Genomic DNA, 21,136 nt, shown 5'->3' on the forward strand with positions numbered 1-21,136 from the left:
GATCTTGATTTTGAGCAATAGAATCATGATGATAGCTAAAGAAAACTAGCAGCGTGAAATAGTAGATAACATTCTTTTTCATCATAAATTATATTACTTACAACAAGCGTATATGATTATTGATTATATACTCACTGTACAACTAAGATAGCAAATGCTCGTAAATAAGTCGCTTCTATTTAAGAGCGCAGATTTATACCGCTGTTATTTAGTCTTTTAGTTTCATTTTTGTGAAAGTGTTGAAAACAACCATTTGATTAATTTTAAAATAAGCAGAAGAATAGGATGAAATAGTATAATCAAGAAAACCATGGCAGACTCATTAGAACCTGGAATCTGCTTGACCTGAATTGTTATTTGAATTAAAATGCCGGTAAAAATGAGATATAATATAGAATACCCTAAAATTGAAAAAAAGTAACCCCACCCCGAATCCTTAAATAAAATAAGTATAGAACTGAAGATTATATAGCAACCAAAAACAATACCTCCAATGTTCCACAAACTTTCAGCTTGGTCTTTACCAAAAATCAAAAGCGACAAAACTGTCAAAAGAAAAAATGCAAATGTCAGGTATAGTGGTTTAGAAAGGTATGAGAACATCTATATCTTGAATTATGTTTTAATCAAATAAGTGTAATCGTGTGAAACACATTTTTCATTGTACCTAAGTGTTTGTATATGGTTAGTTACGTGGTTCAGCATCTAATTTAGCAAATACAAACCAAATAGAACTCCGAAGCTCCGAGGTTCTTAAGTAGGCTTACATTAGCAATAAATTTATACAGTGTTGGGCAATCGTTTTTTGTTTTTGTAAAAATACTATCGTCCTTTTTTAATAAGATTATATTAAAGCGGACAGAAAGAAACTAAAACAGATTGAATGATGAAAAGGATGATGAAAGGTAAAACCAAATAGCCCATAATATCACGTGCTTGTATTTTAATACCTTTTGCCATTATTGGCAATACAAGTAACAAGAAAAAAGGTTGTAACATATTACTTGAGCTTTCTCCATACGCCACAGATAGAGAGGCTCTTGCAATCATTGCAGTAATTTCTTCTGCAGGTAATCCTACACCTATTTCTTTTACGGCATTAATTATACTTGGACCAACCACGGCAAATTCACCTCCGGCAGATGGAATTGCAAAATTGGCAATGGCCCCGGTTAAATAAGCGAAAAAAGGATAAGAACTCACACTCGCTTGCGATGCTAATACTTGTCCAAGTTTTTCACCTAACCCTGTATATAACATAATACCCATAATACCTGCATAAAAAGGGTACTGAAATAATATTCCAGAAATATTACTACTTGCTCGTTTCATTGAAATAACATAACGCATTGGTGTTTTATGCAGCAATAAACCGAGAATAAGGAAAATGAAAATCATGATATTAAGATTCAAATCAAATCCTTTAGTCATAAAATGATAAAATATATAAACGAAGCCCATTACAACCACGATCATCTGAAGGATCACACTATTATTCAAGTTGTCAGAATACGATTTAAATGGCAATCTTAAACTTAAAGCCTCTTCTTTTATAGTTTGAGTATTTGAGGTTTCTTTACCGATCATTAAATTTGTTATTTCTTTATTATCTGCATTCCTAGGTCGAAGAAAAAGTAAAATTAATGGCGTTACAATAAGCAGGGTAACAAGCATTGTAATATTTAAGATTGACCCCAAAGTATAAGAGGTTGGGATAACTTCGGCCAATACACCAGATTTGATCAAAAAATTATTTTCTGTATTTAAAAGTAAAGGAATCGAACTTGATAACCCTGAAACCCAGCCACCACCTGAAATATAAACACACGCAGTCAAAAAAGGATAGTTAACCTTTTTAACTCGTAATGCCAACTCCCTTGCTAAAACACAGGTAATCACTATCCATCCAAAACTTACAAGGGTTAATAATAAACCGATTAAAACAACTAAAAAATATACCTGTTTTGGAGAATTAATATGTCGAGCAACGGAATCGATTCCTCTTTTAATTATAGGCGACAATGCGATGCTGAATCCAGTAATAATAATTAAAACCATTTGCATCGCAAACCCTAATAAATCAAAAAATCCATCATACCATGAGATAATGATTTTTATTGGTGAGGTGCCTAACCAAAGAAAAGCTCCAAGAGCGGTTATAAAAGTTAAGAGTATTGCAAAAACAAATGCATTTGGCATATATTTTAAAAATAGATGCGTTAGGTTTTTACCTAGTTTTTCAATCATGTTTAACTTTTAAATGTTGCCCTACGGCTAAGCAATGATTTCGGCTTGGAAAACCGGCAAGATTTTTCAAGTTTGAAATCAAGCTAGCTTAAAGTTAGTATTTTGTAAAATAGCAAAGAGGTAAAGCTGAATCATGAGCGTTTTTACCCTTAGTTTTTATTAATCATATTTTTAAAGCCTTCCATCAAATCCACTAGCCTTTGCATTTCCTCAAAACCTTGAGACTTTAGGGAAATATATATTTTAGGAGCGAAACTGCTATAAATTGTATATTTTTTATTTTGATGTAGTCTGAAGTGGTAAGTTTGACCCGCAGAAATAGCTAGCGGCAAGGTTGTATTTTCTTTATTCTCCAAATTTAGTTTGGCCTTATCGATTTTAAATTTTTCTTTGCTTATACAAGTATTTAAAAATTTCCAATACCGAGAATATTCATTTTTTTTTAATCTCCCTCTTTTTATTTTAGGCTTTAATTCGGATCCAACAGATTCAGAAACTTTATATAATTTTACCTGTCCATTATTCAGATAAACAATAAGATCAGAATCCAGTCCTTTTATCGGATAACTAGAATAACCAATTTGAATAATTAATGCATTTCGGTCTTTCAATTTCAGTATTTCAATATACTTGTTTTCCTCGGTGCTTTTTCCTTCAAATTTAATTTCCTTTATTTGAGAATTTTGAGAACAAATAATCATGGGACTGAAAATAAAGAAATATAATAAAAGTTTTTTCATATAATTGGAAACTCCCGAGCTATGTGTAGTGCGGAGCAGAGAACCGCTAACAGTTCTGTCATTTCCAGTAGCAAAGGCTTTTTGTTTTTTCTTTTTCTGTCCAAATCGAACCCAAACGCTTCGGGACCTAAAATTTTATGTCTCTATAAATATACATAGACCTTGCCGGATAAGGCGCAAGTCTGGATTAATTATAGCCATCTTTGTTGCCATTTCGTTGTTTTTTTACTCAATTTAGATTCAATTTATTCTTTTACAGATATCGATTGAGTTAGGCTGGTTCATTCTTCCATAAGGTTTTCAATTCCAATAGAGTAAGAGCTTGTATTTTATAATAAATCAATAAATTGCCTTTTAATTTGACAAAATCTTCAGTATATTCATTGTATGGATTTACAAGAATTTATAAAAAATACAAATGGTTTAAATATTGCTATGGCTTCAGTTATTGCAGTTGCTTTACTTTGGACTATTGTAGCTCACTTTAACAATAGAGGTAGGAACTTTCGAAGTAGTAGGAATAGAAGAGCAAGAAAACAGTTCTAGAAGGTTATACCTTGTCCTCTTGCGTACCGTTTTTTTCTATTCTGTGTGATAGAAAAGTCCCTATGGATGTTTTTGCACATATCAAAAAAAAAATCGACTGTTGTGTTGTCAGTATTTAATTCCGTCCAAGTGGGAAGTTATGCGTTTTGCTCTTCAAAATCCCTTTCCCCATTCTCATAGCCTCCATTTGTCCATCGGCTGATTCTGAAGGAAAGGTTTCCTTACAATGAATGGCAATAATTGTATATAATCATTGATCATATACACACTATACAACTAAGGTAATATATCTTAATAAATAAGAACCCTAACCATAGTTTACCCCAAGTTTTGTAGAAAAGTATCGGTAATTTCCGAATAGTCGTTAATGATGCAATGGGCATCCGTTAATTTATTGCGGTTTTCGGTATTGGGTATGGCAATACATAGCATTCCGGCAGCGACTGCCGACCGTACCCCGTTTTCCGAATCTTCAATCACCACGCAGGCCTCGCATTTTACGCCCAGCTTTTCAGCGGTCAGTACATAAGGTTCCGGGTCTGGTTTGCCCCGCTTGACATCTTCAGAGCTCACTACCACCTGAAAACGATTTTCTAGTTGCAATTGGTCCACCACCGTTTGTACTTCTTTAATTGTAGAACTGGTCGTCAACGCCAAGGTATATTTTTGATACAGCCGTTCGATCAATGCAACCACCCCGGGATACACCTTTAAATTATCGGCGATAAGGGCTTGGTACAATACAGATTTATCGGCAATGAGCGAAGTTACGCTCTGATTTTTGAGCTGAAAGTCACGAATCAAATCAACAAAGGCGGCCGCATCTGTTCGGCCAAGACAATACTGGCGATAGATTTCGGGAGTAATTTTCAACCCGACTTTTTTAAACGCTTTTTGGGTAGCCAGCTCATGCAGGTCTTCATCATCGGTGATGACGCCATTCATATCAAAAATTACGGTAGTTATCATGCTGGTAATTTAAAAAATCAATTCCACAAAGGCTTTTTAAGCTTTTGAATTATCATGTGCCAGTCTTTTTTCCAGTTGCAGCACATGCGCAATGTGCTTATCCGCTATTGCTTGGTGCAGTGTATCAAAGGGCAACGCGGGACTCCGCACATTCGGTGTCGGGTAAATACCTTGCCGGTACAACAACCGTTTAAAAAAATGCACTGAAATGTCTAAATGTTGATTCGAAAATGCCAAAACGGGTAGTATTTGCAAAAACAAGTGTTCGGCCTCCTTCTGTTTCCCGGTCTCGAAAAGACGGTAAATGGAAGTGTATATCAAATGCATTCCGGTCGGCATAAAGGCATGCACTCCCCTTTGAAGCCCTTCCATCATTTGTGAAACCGCCCACCCCCCACTGATATGTAAGTTACCTTGGGTCAATTCCAAAATCCGGGAATATTTCACCCCCGCAGGAACGGTTTCAATTTTTAAGCAACGAAAAGCTTCAATGTTTTCAAAGAGGTCACAGATCAATTCGTCTTTGAGTCCATAACCCGAAGCATCCCAATCTTGCAGCATAATCATTTTGGGGTCGAGATCGGCCAATTCCATAAAGTGCTTCCGAAACTGAGCTTCGTTTTCAAAGGGAATTTGAAACAGCACATTGGTGCACCCCATATTCAGATACGCCTTTAACAACTTTTTACTCTTGTGCAGGTCCGTTTCCCCGGCACCTGCGATAACGGGTACGCGGCCACCCACCGTTTCCAAAACGGCTTCGACCATTTTTAAGCGCTCCTGCTCCGATAATTTATAGACTTCCGCGGCCATTGCAGGCACCAAGAAACCGGCAACGCCAGCTTTTAAGGCTTCGGCTACATTGCCGTTCAAGGCCTTTAAATCAATAGTATCCCCTTCTGTGAAAGGCGTATTCAATACCGTCACGATACCTTTAAGGGGATATAATTGTTTCTTCATGTTATATTCTAAAATTGGCGGTTAAATCGGCAATTCTGTAGGAACTTATTTGGTCTTTCTTCGTTTGACTTTTATAGTATCGAATTCGTTTCCATCAATATCGATGACATGCAACACCGCATCTTTTTCGTTGACCTCAATATTCATAAAATGCTCGATTTTCTTATAGCTTACCGTTTCGGGTTGTACGGCGTCGATATCGTACAACGGCGCCCCGGCTCCGGCAGAAGTAATAAAGTGAACGCCATTGTCCTTCGCATGGTGGTAATGATGGTCATGCCCATTTATAAAGGCTTGCACCCCGTGCCTTTTAAAAATATCGCCCCAAAATTCACGTACCATTTTTGATTCCGCTACGCGGCTTTTCTTTACACTATACAGTGGCAAATGCTGAAAAATAAAAATAAACCCTGCCTGTCTGTTCAATTTCAACACCTCTTCAAGCCATTTTTTTTGGGTCTTCATATAATCAATTCCCGATTCGTGCCAATAGGCATCTTTCATTTCATCGGAGGTAAAAGCGGGAATGGTGGTGCGCAACCCTTCACTATCCAACACTACAAATAAAGCGTCCCCTACGGTAAAATAGTAATAGCGCTCGTTATTCGGCAAATCAAAAAAGTCATAATAATAGGGAGAATCCTTCTCATGGTTTCCCAACACGGGATAGTACGGTGTATTCCGCATAAAATCTTCATTGATTTCAAAAAAGGACTCCCAGTCCTTCATAGAAAGTCCATTGGCAACCAAATCACCGGAATTCACAATAAACCTCGGATTGACCTTCTGTACTTGTTCTATAATTTTTTTATGGACATTATTTCTGCTACGGGTATCCCCAATCGCCACAAAATTAAAAGGAACACTCTTTTCCGGGTAGGTCGTTAGGGTGCCTTTGCCTTCATCCGTGCCATCATTGAGCACATCATAAGAATAGGTCGTATTGGGTTCCAAATTTGCCATATAAACCTTATGCTGCTTATAATCGCGAATGGTATCATTTTTTCCATTGCCATCGGTAACGATGACCTCGCCCTCAAGCGTAGACCAAGTGACCGCTGCATCTTCCATGCTCATCTGCTGGATATATGGGCCAAAGGCGATTTTTTGCTGTTCTTGTGCGCTCAATTTGAAAATGGATACCTGCACAAGAAAAATAATTACAATTAGTTGCTTCATTGGCTTACATTGTGACATATAAAAAAATTTAAGGGATGATTGAAAAAAGAAATAGAATGAAAAAAACAGTGTATTTCGATGGTTAAAAAGCGGTACTTGTCTGCGTAGATTACTTGGCTACGCCTGTATAAACAAATATATCTCTTTTTAAAAAAAACCGATTATAATATTTTGTTCAAAACCCATGGTATTTTGTCACACGATTTATTTATTTAGCTATATTTTCGTTATTTAAGTTAAAATTCCAATATATATTTCCTTTTAAAATGGGGAATTTATTAATGGAACAAAACGGAATCAACGCATAAAAACAATTCATAAAATTTAAACAGGAACAAAATGGCAAACCGATTAATAGGTAGACTACCAAAAGTGGGAATTAGACCCGTAATTGACGGGCGTGAAAGAGGGGTTCGCGAATCGCTGGAATCACAATGCATGGAAATGGCTAAAAATGCCGCCAAGCTGATTGAAGAAAATTTAAGGTTTCCCAGTGGCGAAAAAGTGGAATGTGTTATCGCCGATACCAATATCGGAGGTGTTGCCGAAGCAGCATTATGTGCCGATAAGTTTGAGCGCGAAGGCGTTACCGTCTCTTTGACCGTTACCCCCGCCTGGTGCTATGGCACTGAAGTGATGGATGCCGACCCTAATACGGTAAAGGCAATTTGGGGATTTAACGGTACCGAACGCCCTGGGGCCGTTTATCTTGCAGCAGCCTTGGCAGGATACGCCCAAAAAGGATTACCCGCATTCAGTATTTACGGTCGTGAAGTACAAGATACTGGAGATACCGAAATTCATGACGATGTCAAAGAAAAAATTCTACGCTTTGTAAAGGCCGGTTTGGCGGTTGCCCAAATGAAAGGCAAATCATACCTGTCACTTGGTTATTCTTCCATGGGCATCGTAGGATCGATGGTCGATCAAAATTTCTTTCACGATTATTTGGGCATGCGTACCGAATTTGTAGATCAAACCGAGGTTACACGGAGAATCGAAGAGGAAATCTATGACAAAGAGGAGTACGAAAAAGCGTTGCAGTGGACGTATGAAAATTGTAAAGAAGGAAAAGATTACAATATTGAAGCGCTAAAAGGAGACAAGAAACGGAAGGAATGGGAATGGGAAATTGTCGTTAAAATGACCTTGATCATCCGTGACCTTATGATCGGAAATCCAAAATTAAAGGAAATGGGGCATGGTGAAGAAGCTTTTGGAAGAAATGCCATAGCGGCAGGTTTTCAAGGCCAACGGCAATGGACCGATCATATGCCGAACGGAGATTTTCCCGAAGCCATATTAAATTCCTCTTTCGATTGGAACGGAATACGTCAGGCCTTTATGGTCGCCACCGAAAATGATAGTCTGAACGGCGTCTCCATGCTTTTCGGACATTTGTTGACCAATACGGCCCAAATTTTCTCCGATGTGAGAACATACTGGAGTCCTGAATCAGTAAAACGAGTCACCGGAAAAGAGTTGACAGGAAAAGCAAAAGACGGTATTATCCATTTGATCAATTCAGGATCCACGACCTTGGATGCCACGGCCCAACAGCGAAATGAAGCGGGAGCGCCAGCAATGAAACCTTTTTGGGAAATTACCGAACAAGAAGCCAAAAAATGTTTGGATGCTACCCTATGGCCACAAGCGGTTAAAGAATATTTTAGAGGTGGCGGTTATTCTTCCCAATTCAAGACGGATGGGGAAATGCCCGTGACCATGTGCCGTATCAATTTGGTCAAAGGTGTCGGACCGGTTTTACAAATAGCCGAAGGCTGGACCGTAGTTTTAGATGATGATGTGCACAAAACATTGGACGATAGAACCAACCCTACCTGGCCAACGACCTGGTTCGCACCCATTACTACCGGTAAAGGTGCTTTTAAAGATGTCTATACGGTAATGGCCAATTGGGGTGCCAATCACGGCGCCATAAGTTATGGTCATATTGGTGCCGATTTGATTTCCTTGGCTTCGATGCTACGAATACCGGTAAATATGCATAATGTAGCTGAAAGCGATGTTTTTAGACCCGCTTTATGGTCATCATTCGGTACAGACAAAGAAGGACAAGACTATAGAGCTTGCCAAGCTTATGGACCGCTATATGGGATAAAATAGTATACTTCCCATTCAGATTTTGAGGAGACCGTCTTATGCTTCAAAATGTGGTCACATAGCCTTTATTTAACATTAAAAACCACCGTCTAAAGACGGTGGTCATGTTTTAGGGCTTTGCCGTTTTTTATTGCACGTCGCAAATTTTGAAACCGCTAAAATGACCGAGAAAGGCCTTTTTAGATATCACAATGAAAAGTAACTTCAAAAGTGGCATTTCATACCTATTTTTTATAATAGCTTGAAATTATGGCAGTCTGCGTCAATTTATAACGTACAAAAGTCAAAAAGCTTGAATCAATTCAAGTTTTGAAAGTCTAAATTTAAATCGTTCAAACCCCTATTTCGTAAGGCAGCACCCAAACTTCAAAAAAATAGTGGGTTACCTACCGATATGATGCCGTTTAGAAACAGGGTATTGGTTATATTTTTCGGTAAATCGTAATACATGAATATGGAAAAAAAACTGAATTCCGACACCAAAGAGCGGTTGTTCTCTTTAGATACGCTACGTGGCTTTGATATGTTATGGATTATAGGTGGGGGGTCGTTGCTGAGCGCACTTGCCAAGGCCACAGGATGGGGATGGGTCGAAGTGCTTGCGGAACAAATGCATCACGTGCCATGGGAAGGGTTTCGCTTCGAAGACCTAATATTTCCGCTGTTCATGTTTATATCTGGGGTAGCGATACCGTTTGCTCTGATCAGTAAATTGGAAAAAGGCGTAGGAAAACCGGAATTACTCAAGAAGGTTTTTAAAAGAATGGTCTTATTGGTCATTTTCGGACTCATTTATAACGGCGCTTTAAAGAATGGATTCTCAGATTTGCGCTATTTAAGTGTATTGTCGCAAATCGGAATAGGGTATTTTTTTGCCTCGGTCATTGTTTTATATACCAAAAGCATCAAGGCGCGAATATTTTGGTTGATCGGCATTATGGCCGGCATTACCATCTTACAACTTTTCACCCCTGTGCCAGGGTTTGGGGCAGGTGTAATCACTCCCGAAGGGAGCATCAATGCATGGATAGACCAGACATTTTTGCCCGGTAGATTGATTTATGATACCTATGATCCGGAAGGAATACTTTCTATTGTATCGGCCACGGTAATCACATTATTTGGGTCCTTCGCAGGCTTTATTCTTCGCGATAAAGCAACTTCACAGCAAAGAAAAGCCGGCGTACTGATTGGTATCGGCATTCCGCTCATAATTCTGGCCCTGTTACTTTCACCCGTATATCCGATCATAAAGAATATTTGGACTGTTACATTTAATATGCTGACGGCGGGTATTAGTTTTATTCTGATGGCTTTGTTCTACTACGTTATCGATGTACTCAAATGGCGCAATTGGACCTTCTTCTTCCGGGTGATTGGATTGAATTCCATAACCATATACATGGGAGTGAAAATCATCGATTTCTGGCATGCATCCGAATTTTTGCTCGGCTTTGTGGCAAATCCCGCAGGAGACTATGGCGATGTTATATTTACTTTGGGGAAAATCACATTGGAATGGCTTTTCCTCTATTATTTATACAAGAACAAAATCTTTTTAAGAGTATAATCGTTTCATCGGAATGGCGTATGAATCGGTCTTCTGCATGCACCGATAAAAGAAGACGACATTATCGAGCTTACAGTGCTTATGCCCCGCTTTATGGGAATAATATAAAGGATTATACTTACGTTTGTAATCGGTAAGCGCGAAGTCCGGATTTATGAAGAAACTTATTCCTTTATCGTTAGTGGTATGTCTACTTTTTTCATGTGTCGGAAAAAATGAATCAAAAAAGAATCCCACAGAAGACCTCCTAGTTTCAGGTCTTTCTGGCAAGCAATTAGCGGAAATACACTGCGCCCGATGTCATGCTTTTGTCCCTCCCTCCTACCTATCGAAAACTATGTGGGAAGCCGATGTGCTTCCGGCAATGGGAAACCGATTGGGCATATATAATGGAAACAAGCAGCCCGATAGCATTTTTGGTCCACCGCCAAACAAGGCCGTTGTTCAAAATGCCAACATTTTTCCCGAAGAACCGCTTTTGGCGAAAGCTGATTGGATAAAGTTGATAGATTATTACGTAGCAAATGCTCCAGACTCGATCGGGACTCCGGTACATGATAAAAAAATCAAAATCGGACTAAAATCCTTTGAGTATAAGGAGGCATTATATAACAATCGACCGCCACTTACTTCCTTGGTAAAAATTCTACCTGAAAATCGAGGTGTAATATTTGGTGATGGTAAAACCAGAAATAATATATTAACCTACCTCACCCCAGATCTCAAGCTTGATCACAGCGTGATGTTAGATGGCTCCCCTATCGATTACCACGAAAAATCGGATACCCTATTTTTAACAACGATGGGGAGGAATTTATTTCCCAACGATTTGTCACACGGTATGGTTCGAAAACTAACTCCTAACAAAGAAGAAAAAAAAGCGACGAATCAGCGCGTCATTATTCCTAATCTACAACGCCCAGTAGCCATGGCCTATGGCGATTTGGACAACGACGGTTTGGAAGATATCGTTGCCTGTGAATATGGGGATTTAACGGGGAAATTGGTATGGTATAAAAATGAGGGGAATGATAGCTACACCGCGAACACGCTCAACAACAATCCCGGTGCGATTACCGCTATTATCAAAGACAACAACGATGATGGCCTGAATGACATTTTTGTGCTGATGGCACAGGGTAACGAAGGTATTTTCTACTATGAAAATCAAGGGAATGGTACCTTCAGAGAAAAACGGCTACTCTCGTTCCTACCACTTTACGGATCCCTGTATATGGAAATGGCCGATTTTAATGACGACGGATTCGATGACATAGTTTATGTCTGTGGTGATAATGCGGATAAAACTCCAATTTTAAAAGATTACCATGGAGTCTATATTTTTCTTAATGACGGTAAGCTTAATTTTGATCAGGCCTATTTTTATCAACAGAACGGTGCCTACAAAGCGATGCCCCGCGATTATGACCTCGATGGCGATTTAGATATAGCTGCGATTTCTTATTTCCCCGATTATCTGAATTACCCCGAAGAAAGTTTTGTGTATTTGGAAAACAAGGGGGATCTAACTTTTGACGCCTTTTCATTTCCCGAAGCCACAAATGGAAGGTGGATCGTTATGGATGCCGAAGATATGGATGACGATGGCGATATTGATCTTGCACTCGGTTCCTTTGTTTCTTTTTTGGCAAAGGGGGATACCACAGGATTAAGCAAGAGATGGTTGACAGAAAGTCCATCGGTGATTATTCTTGAAAACACTACGAAATAAGGATAAATCACAACCTACTTAATACAAAAGCCATTGCAGGAATTTAACTTCCCGGATTCCTCAATAATCCCAAAAATTTTTGAAAAGGTAATGCTTCTGTTTTGATTCTTTTATTGACGTACAAATTTGTCATATTCACCCTCTAACTGTGCTTTGCTCTTTTTACCATCCAAGACTTCAATCCTGTATGTAAAAGTAATTTCAGTATTCGGTTTGAGGGAAAAATTAAGTGGCTCTTCCTTACCATCGGTGAAGGCTTTAGGCCCCAACGGATTTGCAGCGAATAACCCGTACCCTCTGGCGTGCCAGTAAGTTGGATAGCCTACATTTTGAGGCTGATCCATAATCATCAACGTAACATCTTTTTTATCGATGGTGCCCGAAAGCGCCATCCATTTGGCCCTAGTTCCCCAAACATCGGTGCCCGTAACGCCCTCACTACTCAAGTACTGGCCACTAACCCCCGTGTTGTCGGTAACAGGGACATCTGTTTTATTACCATTTGCATCACTCAAGGTGACAGGGCCGTCGCTGGGGTGTTCCAATTCCCTAGCCGTTCGTATAGCGAACATTCCCTCTTTGGTATCATTGAACCAAACTGTTTCCTCAAGAGCCTTAAATGTTGTAATTCTATCAATTATTCTTTTACCGTCCTCTGCATAGAAAATAAACTTGGTTTCCTCTTTCATCAAGATATTGTCGTCAGGTTTTAGCCAATTTGCGCTCACCACCAAGGTCGCACTTTCATTTCCATTTCGAAGGCTTACTATTTTATCGTGTCGAATAGTGCCCAGCTTTTCCTTAGGTGTTTTGATTTCATCGGAGTTGCCCCAATAGTCCAGTCCGTTTACATCTCCATAGTTAAACCACGCCCCAATATGGTGCGGGTGGTCGGTTCTTTCATTGGGCCGGGTTGCAAGAGGATATCCGCGAGTGACCGCTTCCCCGTTTGCCGCAATAATCGGATATAGGGTTGTTTTTTTAAGAACGGAAATATCATCGGCATATAAATACGAGGTAAACAACTTTCCATCTACAAGAACATCAACCTTTTTATCGGTTTCGTTATTCTCTAAAGTAATCTGGTTTTTTGTTATTTCCTCATTTTGGGCGATGTCTCTATTCTTTTCTTTACAGGCACTGCTCAGTAGTATGAGTGCCAAAATTGTAGGTATAGTTCTCATTTTATTACTAATTTTTGGGGAAAGGGGCATAGTAATCTATGCCCCTATTATTTTAAAATGAATTTCCGCATCAATCGAATACCCAAACAGGGTTGTAGGATAACCGATTTCAAACGGGAAAATCAACTTCAAAAATTTTACTCAACACTAAACGTTATCAGGAACAACATATCCTTTTCTATACTCCCTGGTCAACATTTTATTGGCTTCTTTATCTTTAATAAAAGATTCTTCTTTACCATCAATACGCAGTTCCCTACCCAATCGATACGAAACGTTGGCAATTAAAGGAAGCACACTCGACTTATGACCGGTTTCAATATCACAGGTCAATTCCGATTGGTCATTATTACGAACCGCAGAGATAAAGTTAGAGAAAATGGCTTCTCCACCACCACCACCGGTCAAGTCCAATGGGTCGTACGAATCATCTTTTTCTCCTGAAGTCGGTCCTGCTTCATTGTTTCTTCCGAAAAAGGTCTGCCAGTTTCCACCAGCATCAATTTGCATCCAACCATCGGTACCCAATACAATTACCCCAATTTTCACAGGAGCAGCCTTACTTGATGCCGATATTTTACCGCCACCTGTAATATTGATATCCGGTAAAAGCACTCCTTCAGGATTGGTGAATACACCTCTTGTTCCAAATTCTAAAATTTTTCCATCGGCATATTCAAAAAGTGAAGTTTGAGTATTCGGTGTATTCTGTGCAGATTTTTCACCAAAATATCCACCCATTGAATTAACACGCATTGGTAATTCTTCTTTACCTAAAGCCCAACGTGCGACATCAAATTGGTGTGGTCCTTGATTACCTGTGTCACCATTGCCGTAATCCCAATTCCAATGCCAGTTGTAATGAAACCTATTTCTGTTGAAAGGTCTTTCGGGGGCTGGCCCGATCCACATATCATAATGTACATTTTTAAGATAAGCCTCGGTATATGCCGGTTCAAAACCACCAGATTCAACATTCATTTTAAATTGTTCGCCAGGTTTCATAGGCCCGTCAGGATACATTCCGATACTCGGTCTTGGTTTAAAACAAAGGCCTCGAGTCATATAGACCTCACCTAATTTTCCGTCACGAATAAATTTGATAGCTCGCTGTGTATTTGCAATGGAACGGTTTTGAAAACCAACCTGAACCAAGACATTATATTTTCTTGCGGCTTCTATCATTTTTCTTCCCTCGAAGACATTGTGTGTAGATGGTTTTTCTACATAAACGTGTTTACCGGCTTGTGCACCCCAAATGGTAGAAAGTGCGTGCCAATGATTTGGTGCAGCTACAGAGACCGCATCTACTTCCTTATCGTCGAAAACACGTCTCATATCCCATTCGGTCTGCGGGCGATATCCAGCATATTTCTCAACCTGGTCCAATCGGTCTTTAAACTGGTTCTCATCGATGTCTACAAGGTATTTCAACCTGACATTCTTCATTTTACCGAAGTTCTCGATATGGCTGCCCCCTCTTCCACGAATACCAATGATTCCCATCTGTATGGAATCGTTTGACCCAAGAATTCTTCCGTAAGAAAGTGCACTTGTCGATAGCATCGAAACTCCCGCTATTCCGGCAGAACCTTTTTTAATAAATTTTCTCCTTGTTATTCCTTTCTTCATTTCTGAATAAATTTAGATTTAATATAATTCGGTTTTATAATTCTATATTCTGACTTAAATTCAATAATGGATGCATATGCTGGAGTACCAGGTCCTTTGTAGTTTTAACATCGTTGAAATATCTTGTAAACAACCCATAAGTTATACTAAACTGTCGTTTTCAAGTATGCTTTTTTTGATATCTTGTAAACTATATATCAACAATTTAACTCTGTATTGGTTATGGAAAGATTCTTTATAGGCTTTAGCCCTTAACGCAACCTAACGTCGATGCCAAACAAAGAAATAGAAAATATGAACGGTATACTTCAATTATCTTGCTGAATTTGCATAAACATTTAACCTAAGATTGGTCGACCCAGGTTTCTTACAACTTCTTTTGCTATGGAGACTTTTTAGCCAACCAAGTGCTTTTCGAAACGGTATCGTCCCAAATTTCAAACTCCTATAAAAATAGGTTTTTTTCGTGAATTAAGAGAGTTAATATATAATGTAAAATGGACAAAATAGGGGAAGCAAACCACCAACCCGATGCTATACATTTGTTATAACATGCAATGCAACCATTTCAGATTAGATTTTATTTGAATTGATAGACTGACTTACCACAGCGAACAGGAACACCATAAAATTTGAATCAAATGAAAAAAGTAGTACTGTTATTTTTCATCGCAATTACCGTAGCCGTGCAAGCTCAAAATGAAATGTTGTGCACAGGTAAATACTGGACCGAAGATGAGGCCAATCTGGTCATGAAGGATTTTGCTAAGGAATGGAGCGATCTGACATCTTGGGAAAGTCGTTCGGAAGTTATCCGTTCGGGTATTATCTCCGGCATGAAACTGGATCAAATGCCAAAAATTGAGGGCAATTTCAATCCGATAGTAGGTCGGAAACATTCTTTTGATGGTTATGTCGTTGAAAACATAGCGATTGAAAGTTTCCCTGGATTTTATATTACCGGAAATTTGTACAGCCCTGCTAACCCCGATATTAAAAATGCCGCTATTCTTTCGCCCCACGGTCATATGGCCGACAAAAGATTAAAAGAAGATGTTCAGGCGAGGTGCGCCACCTTGGCACGAATGGGCGCCATAGTATTTGCATATGATATGGTGGGCTACGCCGAAGCAACCCAGACAACCCACAAAATGCCCATTGCCCTATTGCTGCAAACATGGAACAGTAAAAGAGTCTTGGAATACCTGCTTTCCCGACCAGATGTCGACTCGGAAAGAATCGGTATGACCGGAGGGTCTGGCGGAGGTACCCAAACATTTGTACTTACCGCCATTGACGACCGCATTAAGGTAGCCGTACCTACCGTTCAGGTTTCCGCCCATTTTTTTGGAGGATGTGTTTGCGAAAGCGGAATGCCCATACATAAAAGTGCCAGTCATCAAACCAATAATGTTGAGATTGCTGCCTTATGCGCCCCACGACCAATGCTACTAATTTCGAACGGGTCCGATTGGACGCGAAATACGCCGCGTGTTGAATATCCATATATTCAGAAAGTGTACGAACTCTATAATGCGGAACACAAAGTTGAAAATGTACACCTTCCTGCTGAAAAACATGATTATGGATACTCGAAACGTGCTGCCGCTTACATGTTTTTGGCCTATCACCTAAAATTGAAACTGGGCAATGTAACTATTACCGATGGGGTGCACGAAGATTTTGTTACCATTTTACCCGAAGATGATTTAAAAGTTTTCACGACTGCCAATCCCCGTCCTTCAAATGCTATTATCGGAGATGAAGCCATTATCGCTCATTTAAATTTAAAATAAGAATAAGTTGGCTCCCAAATTTACTAACAAAGTAGCTTAATATATGACCGATTACAAAGACAAAATTTTAAAGTTGAAAAATGAAGTACAGCAACATCTAACCGAAGAATTACTTCCCTTTTGGTTTGATCGCTGCAAAGATGATGTCAACGGCGGATTTATCACTCACTTTGATAAAGATGGAAACGATACGGGCGTCGATGAAAAATCGATGCTTGGTCAGGCACGTTGTATTTATAGTTTTGCTTCTGCTCACCGAGCAGGTTATGGAGATGGAAAATGTTTAGCATATGCCAAACACGGGGTCGATTTTGTAATCGAAAAAATGTGGGATGAAGAGCATGAAGGCTTTTTTTGGATGACCGATAGAAAAGGCAATGTGCTTATTGATGAAAAAATTATTTACGGTCACAGCTTTATCATCTATGGTTTCTGCGAATACACCTTGGCATCGGGCGATCCGCGCGGACTTTATTACGCGGAAAAGTGTTTTGACCTGCTTCAAAAATACGGGGCCGATACCATGTATGGTGGGTATTTTGAAATGTTTCAAAGGGATTGGACACTCAAAGGTCCGGGAGCTGCCGGGGGTGACAGAAAAACACTCGATGTACACATGCACTTAATGGAAGCTTTCACTACCCTCTATGAATGTAGCGGCAAAGAAGTGCACAAGAGGAAGCTGTTGGAGATTATTGAAGTTTTGACAAAAAAAATAATCCACCCGAAATACTTGACAGGGGTCCCACAGTTTACTGCAGATTGGAAGGTAGCGCCACAAATCAAATTCGACATCATTTGGGGTTGGGACCGTTTTTCGGAAGATGGCATCAAATCTTCACCGGAAGATAATACGAGCTATGGCCACAATGTGGAGTTTGCCTGGCTGCTTATGCATGCAATTGAAATCGCCGACATTCCCTTTGAAAAATATAAGAAAATCATTCAAACCCAGTTCGATCATGCTTTGGCAGATGGTATCGATTGGGAATTCGGAGGTGTCTATGTCGAAGGTTCACATGCAGGTGGTGTCACCGATCGTGAAAAGGAATTTTGGCAACAGGCCGAAATGCTCATCGCCTTGTTACAGGCGTGTATCGAGTACGGACCAGCCAAATATCTTCCCGTTTATGAAAATGTGCACCGGTTCGTATTCGACAAGATGATAGACCATAAAGTAGGGGAATGGATTCCGCTATTGACACGAAAAGGCGTACCTATCTGGGGTCATATGAGCCACAACTGGAAGATAAATTACCATACGCTTCGCGCCTTGGTACAATCGATCGAGCGTATGAACAAACTGTTAGCTTAAACTAAAAATTACCAATATGGCCTTAACGTATTTAAAAAAACATTTCCAAATTTTTGTCTTTCTTCTGCTACCGCTAATCGTTAGTGCGCAAAATACACCGGAGCATGATGCCATTTTATCTGTAGAACGTATTTGGGACAGGGCGGCACATAACGCGTTTACCTCTTTGATCGATTTCAACGGCACCTTATACTCCGCTTTCAGGGAAAGTGATGGGCATGTATCCGACATTAATGGAAGTATTCGAGTAATCGCCTCTGAAGATGGTCAAAATTGGCATTCAGTGGCTCACCTTTTTGAACAAGGAATTGATTATAGGGATCCCCAATTATCGGTAACCCCAGACAATAGAATCATGCTTAATATTGGGGGATCTGTTTATACCGGTGGTAAATTAACATCAATGTCACCAAAGGTCAGTTTTAGCAATAACGAAGGAAAATCATTCTCCAAGGCCCAAAACATTATTTTGGACCCCGTTATAAAAACGGGAACGGACTGGCTCTGGAAAGCCACCTGGCACAAGGGCAAAGTATATGCGGGAGTTTACCAACCCAAAAAAGAAAAATCGGTACAATTGATGGTCAGTAATGATGGCATCAACTATAAATTCATCACCACTTTCGATGTCATTGAAGGAAATGAAACTACACTTAGGTTCAATAAAAATGGTGAAATGATAGCTGTTGTTCGACGCGGTGGCCGTAATAACGGAGCCATCGGAGTAAGTGCCCCTCCTTATAAAAAATGGGAATGGAATGCCTTGGAAACACGCCTCGGGGGTCCTGACTTGATTATACTCGACAATGATACCATGCTTTGTGCGACGCGGGAATATTTACCTTCAAAAGAGCAAACCATAATCTCAAGAGTAGAATTAAACGGCAAAACAACAAAACTGCTTACGCTACCCAGCGCTGGAGATTGTAGCTATCCAGGATTCGTGATGCAAGATGGCACCTTATTAATGTCTTATTATTCATCACACGAAGAAAAGACAGCTATTTATCTCGCAAAAATGGCCTATTTACCGGCTATTTTCGAAAGCACAAAAAAACCTTGATAATAATAAGCACAGTTGAATTCGACCATGTCTCGGCTTGTAACCAGTCGTTTATTATTTATGCATAGCTTCAATGGCTTTTTATAAATTCAAGAACTATTTTATTAAACCCTTCTGGATTTTGATGTTGTAAACCATGAGAGGCATTTGGAAGCTCTTTAAGTTCGCTATTTTGAATGCATTTATGAAGTTCATCACTGGTAAGTCTCAAACTTTTGGGCGAGTGCTCCCCTTTTATCAGTAGGGTTGAAATCTTCAATCCCTCAAAATCTTGGCACATTAGAGACTCAAAGAGATCGGCGCCTGACGCAATCGCCTTGATTTCGGTCGTATTTGCTAGCCACATTGCTCTTTCATTTTGAGGTGATTTGTCAAAATATAGGCTGTCTCCCATCACCCCGCCAATAAATAATGCTACTGCCGCTTCCTCATTGTTTTCTCCAAATGCCTTTGCTGCGGGAATGACAACCTTATTCGCAAATTCTTCGTCCAATCCGGCCGCTTCCGGTAAGTTTTCTAACATGGAACTTACTGGGGGTTCGAGAAGAATCAGGCTTTTTACCAAATCAGGATTTTCTAGCGTTGCAACCAAAGAAGTAGACCCCCCGTACGAATGCCCTACAAGATGGACCGGCCCCAAATTCAATTTTTGTAAAATGTTTTGGAGGTCCTTCGCATGTGCTTTTACTGAATAATCATTTGAATCGCTTGTAGTTTGGTCATTCGGATAAGCATATCTACGGCTCAAGGCAATTACCCGATACTTTTCCGAGAACGCATCCATTTGGTTCTCCCACACTCTATAGTCGCTTATCGCGCCATGAACGAAGACTACAGGTTCTCCTTTACCGATATCGATGTAGCTGATTTTGTATCCATCAAGCTCCAAAGTTTTTAATTCTCTTTCAGATTTTTTGAGCGTGTTTACAGCTTCGGTATTTTGCTTGTTCTTACAACTAAAATTAGTGACAAGCAGGAAAATTAAGGAGGTAAAAAATATACTATTTTTCATTTCGCTGGTTTTTATTTACTACTATTAATTGGTTTTAAGATTGCTTAGATAGCTCCAGTGCAATTAATCTCTCTTATCCCACTTTCCTGTTAAAAATTCAAGTGACACCCTTAAAAACTCAGGCTGAAAATCGGGCTCTAAATGCGGCAAATGTCCGCCGTTAGGAACGATCCAAAGCCGACTGTTGGGAATGCCTCGGTGCATTTCCAAAGCATGTTGTATCGGAATGACAAAATCATTATCTCCCAAGACAACCAACCACTTGGCCGTTATGGTATTTAACTTATCCGGAGTAAAAGAAGGTTCTCCTTCGGAAAGTTTTCGCATTTCCCAGAACGTCTTTACCAAATATTCCTGTTTTTCAGGATTTTGACCCCAGTTTATCGCCCACTCCCTAAACTGGTCCTTTCCTAATTTCGCAATCGCTTCCCTATTTTGTTTACTATAGTAGAGGTGACCCCCGACAGTAATCAACGATGTAAACCTATCGGGTTGCATTACGTTAAGATAAAGTACTGTGGAGCCCCCACTACTCGCTCCAATTGCGTTTACTTTATCTAATTTTAATGAGTCCAACAATGCAAAAATCATCTTTGCATACTCCCCGTGTCTAAAAGCTGAATCATCTTTATTATAAATATCAGAACGTCCATGTCCCATCATATCTACGGCAATGGTCCTAAACTGTTTGGAAAACGTTTCGATATAGGGTTCCCAGCAGTCTGCCGTATTGAAAAAATTGTGCAGCAACAGCAGGGGTTCCCCGGTACCGGTATCCTCATAATAAATTTTGGTGTCGTTATAGTCAAAGAACTTGCCGTTAGGATTCACTTTTACTTGCCCATATGTGGTAAAGCAGGCGATGAAAACCAAGATTGAAATTGCAAATTGTCTCATATTTTTATTTTTGATGTTGTGACTGCATTGGCACTAACTCCTGAAAACCTTCAAATGACAATAACGAAATTGAAGGGAATGTTCCAAATTTTCCATATTATAAAAATAAAAGGATATAGAAACTCAAGATGTAAGTTTTGTTCCAAAAGCTGAAACAAATTAGACAACTA

The 21,136-nt window shown here is 39.6% G+C and carries 15 protein-coding genes; 6 read left to right on the top strand and 9 right to left on the bottom strand.

What is annotated here, in order from left to right:
• Nucleotides 1–849: 849 nt before the first annotated feature.
• From BLS33_RS07945 to BLS33_RS07965, 5 genes are all read right to left on the bottom strand, one after another.
• Nucleotides 850–2,247 (bottom strand): short-chain fatty acid transporter, encoded by a 1,398-nt coding sequence (locus BLS33_RS07945; RefSeq protein ID WP_089887193.1) that lies wholly within the window; start codon nt 2,245–2,247, stop codon nt 850–852.
• A gap of 149 nt (nt 2,248–2,396) precedes the next feature.
• A complete protein-coding gene (locus BLS33_RS07950; RefSeq protein ID WP_143017586.1) occupies nt 2,397–2,987 on the bottom strand; it encodes a hypothetical protein in 591 nt (196 codons plus the stop codon).
• 864 nt (nt 2,988–3,851) lie between these two features.
• Nucleotides 3,852–4,502: an HAD family hydrolase gene (locus BLS33_RS07955; RefSeq protein WP_089887197.1), complete on the bottom strand. Its 651-nt coding sequence runs from the start codon at nt 4,500–4,502 to the stop codon at nt 3,852–3,854.
• A 36-nt stretch (nt 4,503–4,538) separates the two neighbouring features.
• Complete coding sequence (locus BLS33_RS07960; RefSeq protein WP_089887199.1) at nt 4,539–5,462, bottom strand: dihydrodipicolinate synthase family protein; 924 nt, start codon at nt 5,460–5,462, stop codon at nt 4,539–4,541.
• 45 nt (nt 5,463–5,507) lie between these two features.
• Complete coding sequence (locus BLS33_RS07965; protein WP_176801354.1) at nt 5,508–6,641, bottom strand: metallophosphoesterase family protein; 1,134 nt, start codon at nt 6,639–6,641, stop codon at nt 5,508–5,510.
• A gap of 339 nt (nt 6,642–6,980) precedes the next feature.
• Here BLS33_RS07965 and BLS33_RS07970 point away from each other — a divergent pair, with 339 nt between their 5' ends.
• From BLS33_RS07970 to BLS33_RS07980, 3 genes are all read left to right on the top strand, one after another.
• Entirely contained in the window at nt 6,981–8,768 is a 1,788-nt protein-coding gene (locus BLS33_RS07970; protein WP_089887204.1) for an L-fucose isomerase, read from the top strand.
• Between the two features lie 451 nt (nt 8,769–9,219).
• The gene (locus tag BLS33_RS07975; protein ID WP_176801355.1) at nt 9,220–10,335 is read left to right on the top strand and encodes an acyltransferase family protein; all 1,116 of its coding nucleotides are present in this window, start codon (nt 9,220–9,222) and stop codon (nt 10,333–10,335) included.
• 154 nt (nt 10,336–10,489) lie between these two features.
• Nucleotides 10,490–12,067 (top strand): FG-GAP repeat domain-containing protein, encoded by a 1,578-nt coding sequence (locus BLS33_RS07980; protein WP_089887209.1) that lies wholly within the window; start codon nt 10,490–10,492, stop codon nt 12,065–12,067.
• 110 nt (nt 12,068–12,177) lie between these two features.
• Here BLS33_RS07980 and BLS33_RS07985 read toward each other — a convergent pair whose 3' ends face one another.
• Both BLS33_RS07985 and BLS33_RS07990 read right to left on the bottom strand, forming a co-directional pair.
• A complete protein-coding gene (locus BLS33_RS07985) occupies nt 12,178–13,251 on the bottom strand; it encodes a DUF6807 domain-containing protein (RefSeq protein WP_089888127.1) in 1,074 nt (357 codons plus the stop codon).
• 147 nt (nt 13,252–13,398) lie between these two features.
• Nucleotides 13,399–14,883, bottom strand: a complete 1,485-nt coding sequence (locus BLS33_RS07990) for a Gfo/Idh/MocA family protein (RefSeq protein ID WP_089887212.1) — start codon at nt 14,881–14,883, stop codon at nt 13,399–13,401.
• A gap of 641 nt (nt 14,884–15,524) precedes the next feature.
• On the opposite strand from BLS33_RS07990, the gene BLS33_RS07995 reads away from it, so the two are divergent.
• Genes BLS33_RS07995 through BLS33_RS08005 form a run of 3 tightly spaced genes read left to right on the top strand, consistent with a single transcriptional unit; the run spans nt 15,525 to nt 19,057 of the window.
• Nucleotides 15,525–16,679, top strand: coding sequence for an alpha/beta hydrolase (locus BLS33_RS07995; protein WP_089887214.1), 1,155 nt, complete (start codon nt 15,525–15,527; stop codon nt 16,677–16,679).
• A 43-nt stretch (nt 16,680–16,722) separates the two neighbouring features.
• Nucleotides 16,723–17,994 carry an AGE family epimerase/isomerase gene (locus tag BLS33_RS08000; RefSeq protein ID WP_089887216.1) on the top strand — a complete coding sequence of 424 codons (1,272 nt, stop codon included), beginning with the start codon at nt 16,723–16,725 and terminating at the stop codon, nt 17,992–17,994.
• A gap of 16 nt (nt 17,995–18,010) precedes the next feature.
• Nucleotides 18,011–19,057, top strand: coding sequence for a sialidase family protein (locus BLS33_RS08005; RefSeq protein WP_089887218.1), 1,047 nt, complete (start codon nt 18,011–18,013; stop codon nt 19,055–19,057).
• 70 nt (nt 19,058–19,127) lie between these two features.
• Here the strand turns inward: BLS33_RS08005 and BLS33_RS08010 are convergent, their stop codons facing one another.
• Both BLS33_RS08010 and BLS33_RS08015 read right to left on the bottom strand, forming a co-directional pair.
• Nucleotides 19,128–20,069 (bottom strand): alpha/beta fold hydrolase, encoded by a 942-nt coding sequence (locus BLS33_RS08010; protein ID WP_089887220.1) that lies wholly within the window; start codon nt 20,067–20,069, stop codon nt 19,128–19,130.
• A gap of 63 nt (nt 20,070–20,132) precedes the next feature.
• A complete protein-coding gene (locus BLS33_RS08015; RefSeq protein WP_089887223.1) occupies nt 20,133–20,966 on the bottom strand; it encodes an alpha/beta fold hydrolase in 834 nt (277 codons plus the stop codon).
• Nucleotides 20,967–21,136: the final 170 nt, after the last annotated feature.

The organism is Kriegella aquimaris, from assembly GCF_900103215.1.
GTDB lineage: Bacteria > Bacteroidota > Bacteroidia > Flavobacteriales > Flavobacteriaceae > Kriegella > Kriegella aquimaris.

Bases quoted from the DNA above. Each gene is read 5' to 3' on its own strand.
- BLS33_RS07980 (WP_089887209.1), top strand. From the start codon at position 10,490: ATGAAGAAACTTATTCCTTTATCGTTAGTGGTATGTCTACTTTTTTCA.
- BLS33_RS08005 (WP_089887218.1), top strand. From the start codon at position 18,011: ATGGCCTTAACGTATTTAAAAAAACATTTCCAAATTTTTGTCTTTCTT.
- BLS33_RS07950 (WP_143017586.1), bottom strand. From the start codon at position 2,987: ATGAAAAAACTTTTATTATATTTCTTTATTTTCAGTCCCATGATTATT.
- BLS33_RS07990 (WP_089887212.1), bottom strand. From the start codon at position 14,883: ATGAAGAAAGGAATAACAAGGAGAAAATTTATTAAAAAAGGTTCTGCC.
- BLS33_RS08000 (WP_089887216.1), top strand. From the start codon at position 16,723: ATGACCGATTACAAAGACAAAATTTTAAAGTTGAAAAATGAAGTACAG.
- BLS33_RS07975 (WP_176801355.1), top strand. From the start codon at position 9,220: ATGGAAAAAAAACTGAATTCCGACACCAAAGAGCGGTTGTTCTCTTTA.
- BLS33_RS07965 (WP_176801354.1), bottom strand. From the start codon at position 6,641: ATGAAGCAACTAATTGTAATTATTTTTCTTGTGCAGGTATCCATTTTC.
- BLS33_RS07960 (WP_089887199.1), bottom strand. From the start codon at position 5,462: ATGAAGAAACAATTATATCCCCTTAAAGGTATCGTGACGGTATTGAAT.
- BLS33_RS07945 (WP_089887193.1), bottom strand. From the start codon at position 2,247: ATGATTGAAAAACTAGGTAAAAACCTAACGCATCTATTTTTAAAATAT.
- BLS33_RS07955 (WP_089887197.1), bottom strand. From the start codon at position 4,502: ATGATAACTACCGTAATTTTTGATATGAATGGCGTCATCACCGATGAT.
- BLS33_RS07970 (WP_089887204.1), top strand. From the start codon at position 6,981: ATGGCAAACCGATTAATAGGTAGACTACCAAAAGTGGGAATTAGACCC.
- BLS33_RS08010 (WP_089887220.1), bottom strand. From the start codon at position 20,069: ATGAAAAATAGTATATTTTTTACCTCCTTAATTTTCCTGCTTGTCACT.
- BLS33_RS08015 (WP_089887223.1), bottom strand. From the start codon at position 20,966: ATGAGACAATTTGCAATTTCAATCTTGGTTTTCATCGCCTGCTTTACC.
- BLS33_RS07985 (WP_089888127.1), bottom strand. From the start codon at position 13,251: ATGAGAACTATACCTACAATTTTGGCACTCATACTACTGAGCAGTGCC.
- BLS33_RS07995 (WP_089887214.1), top strand. From the start codon at position 15,525: ATGAAAAAAGTAGTACTGTTATTTTTCATCGCAATTACCGTAGCCGTG.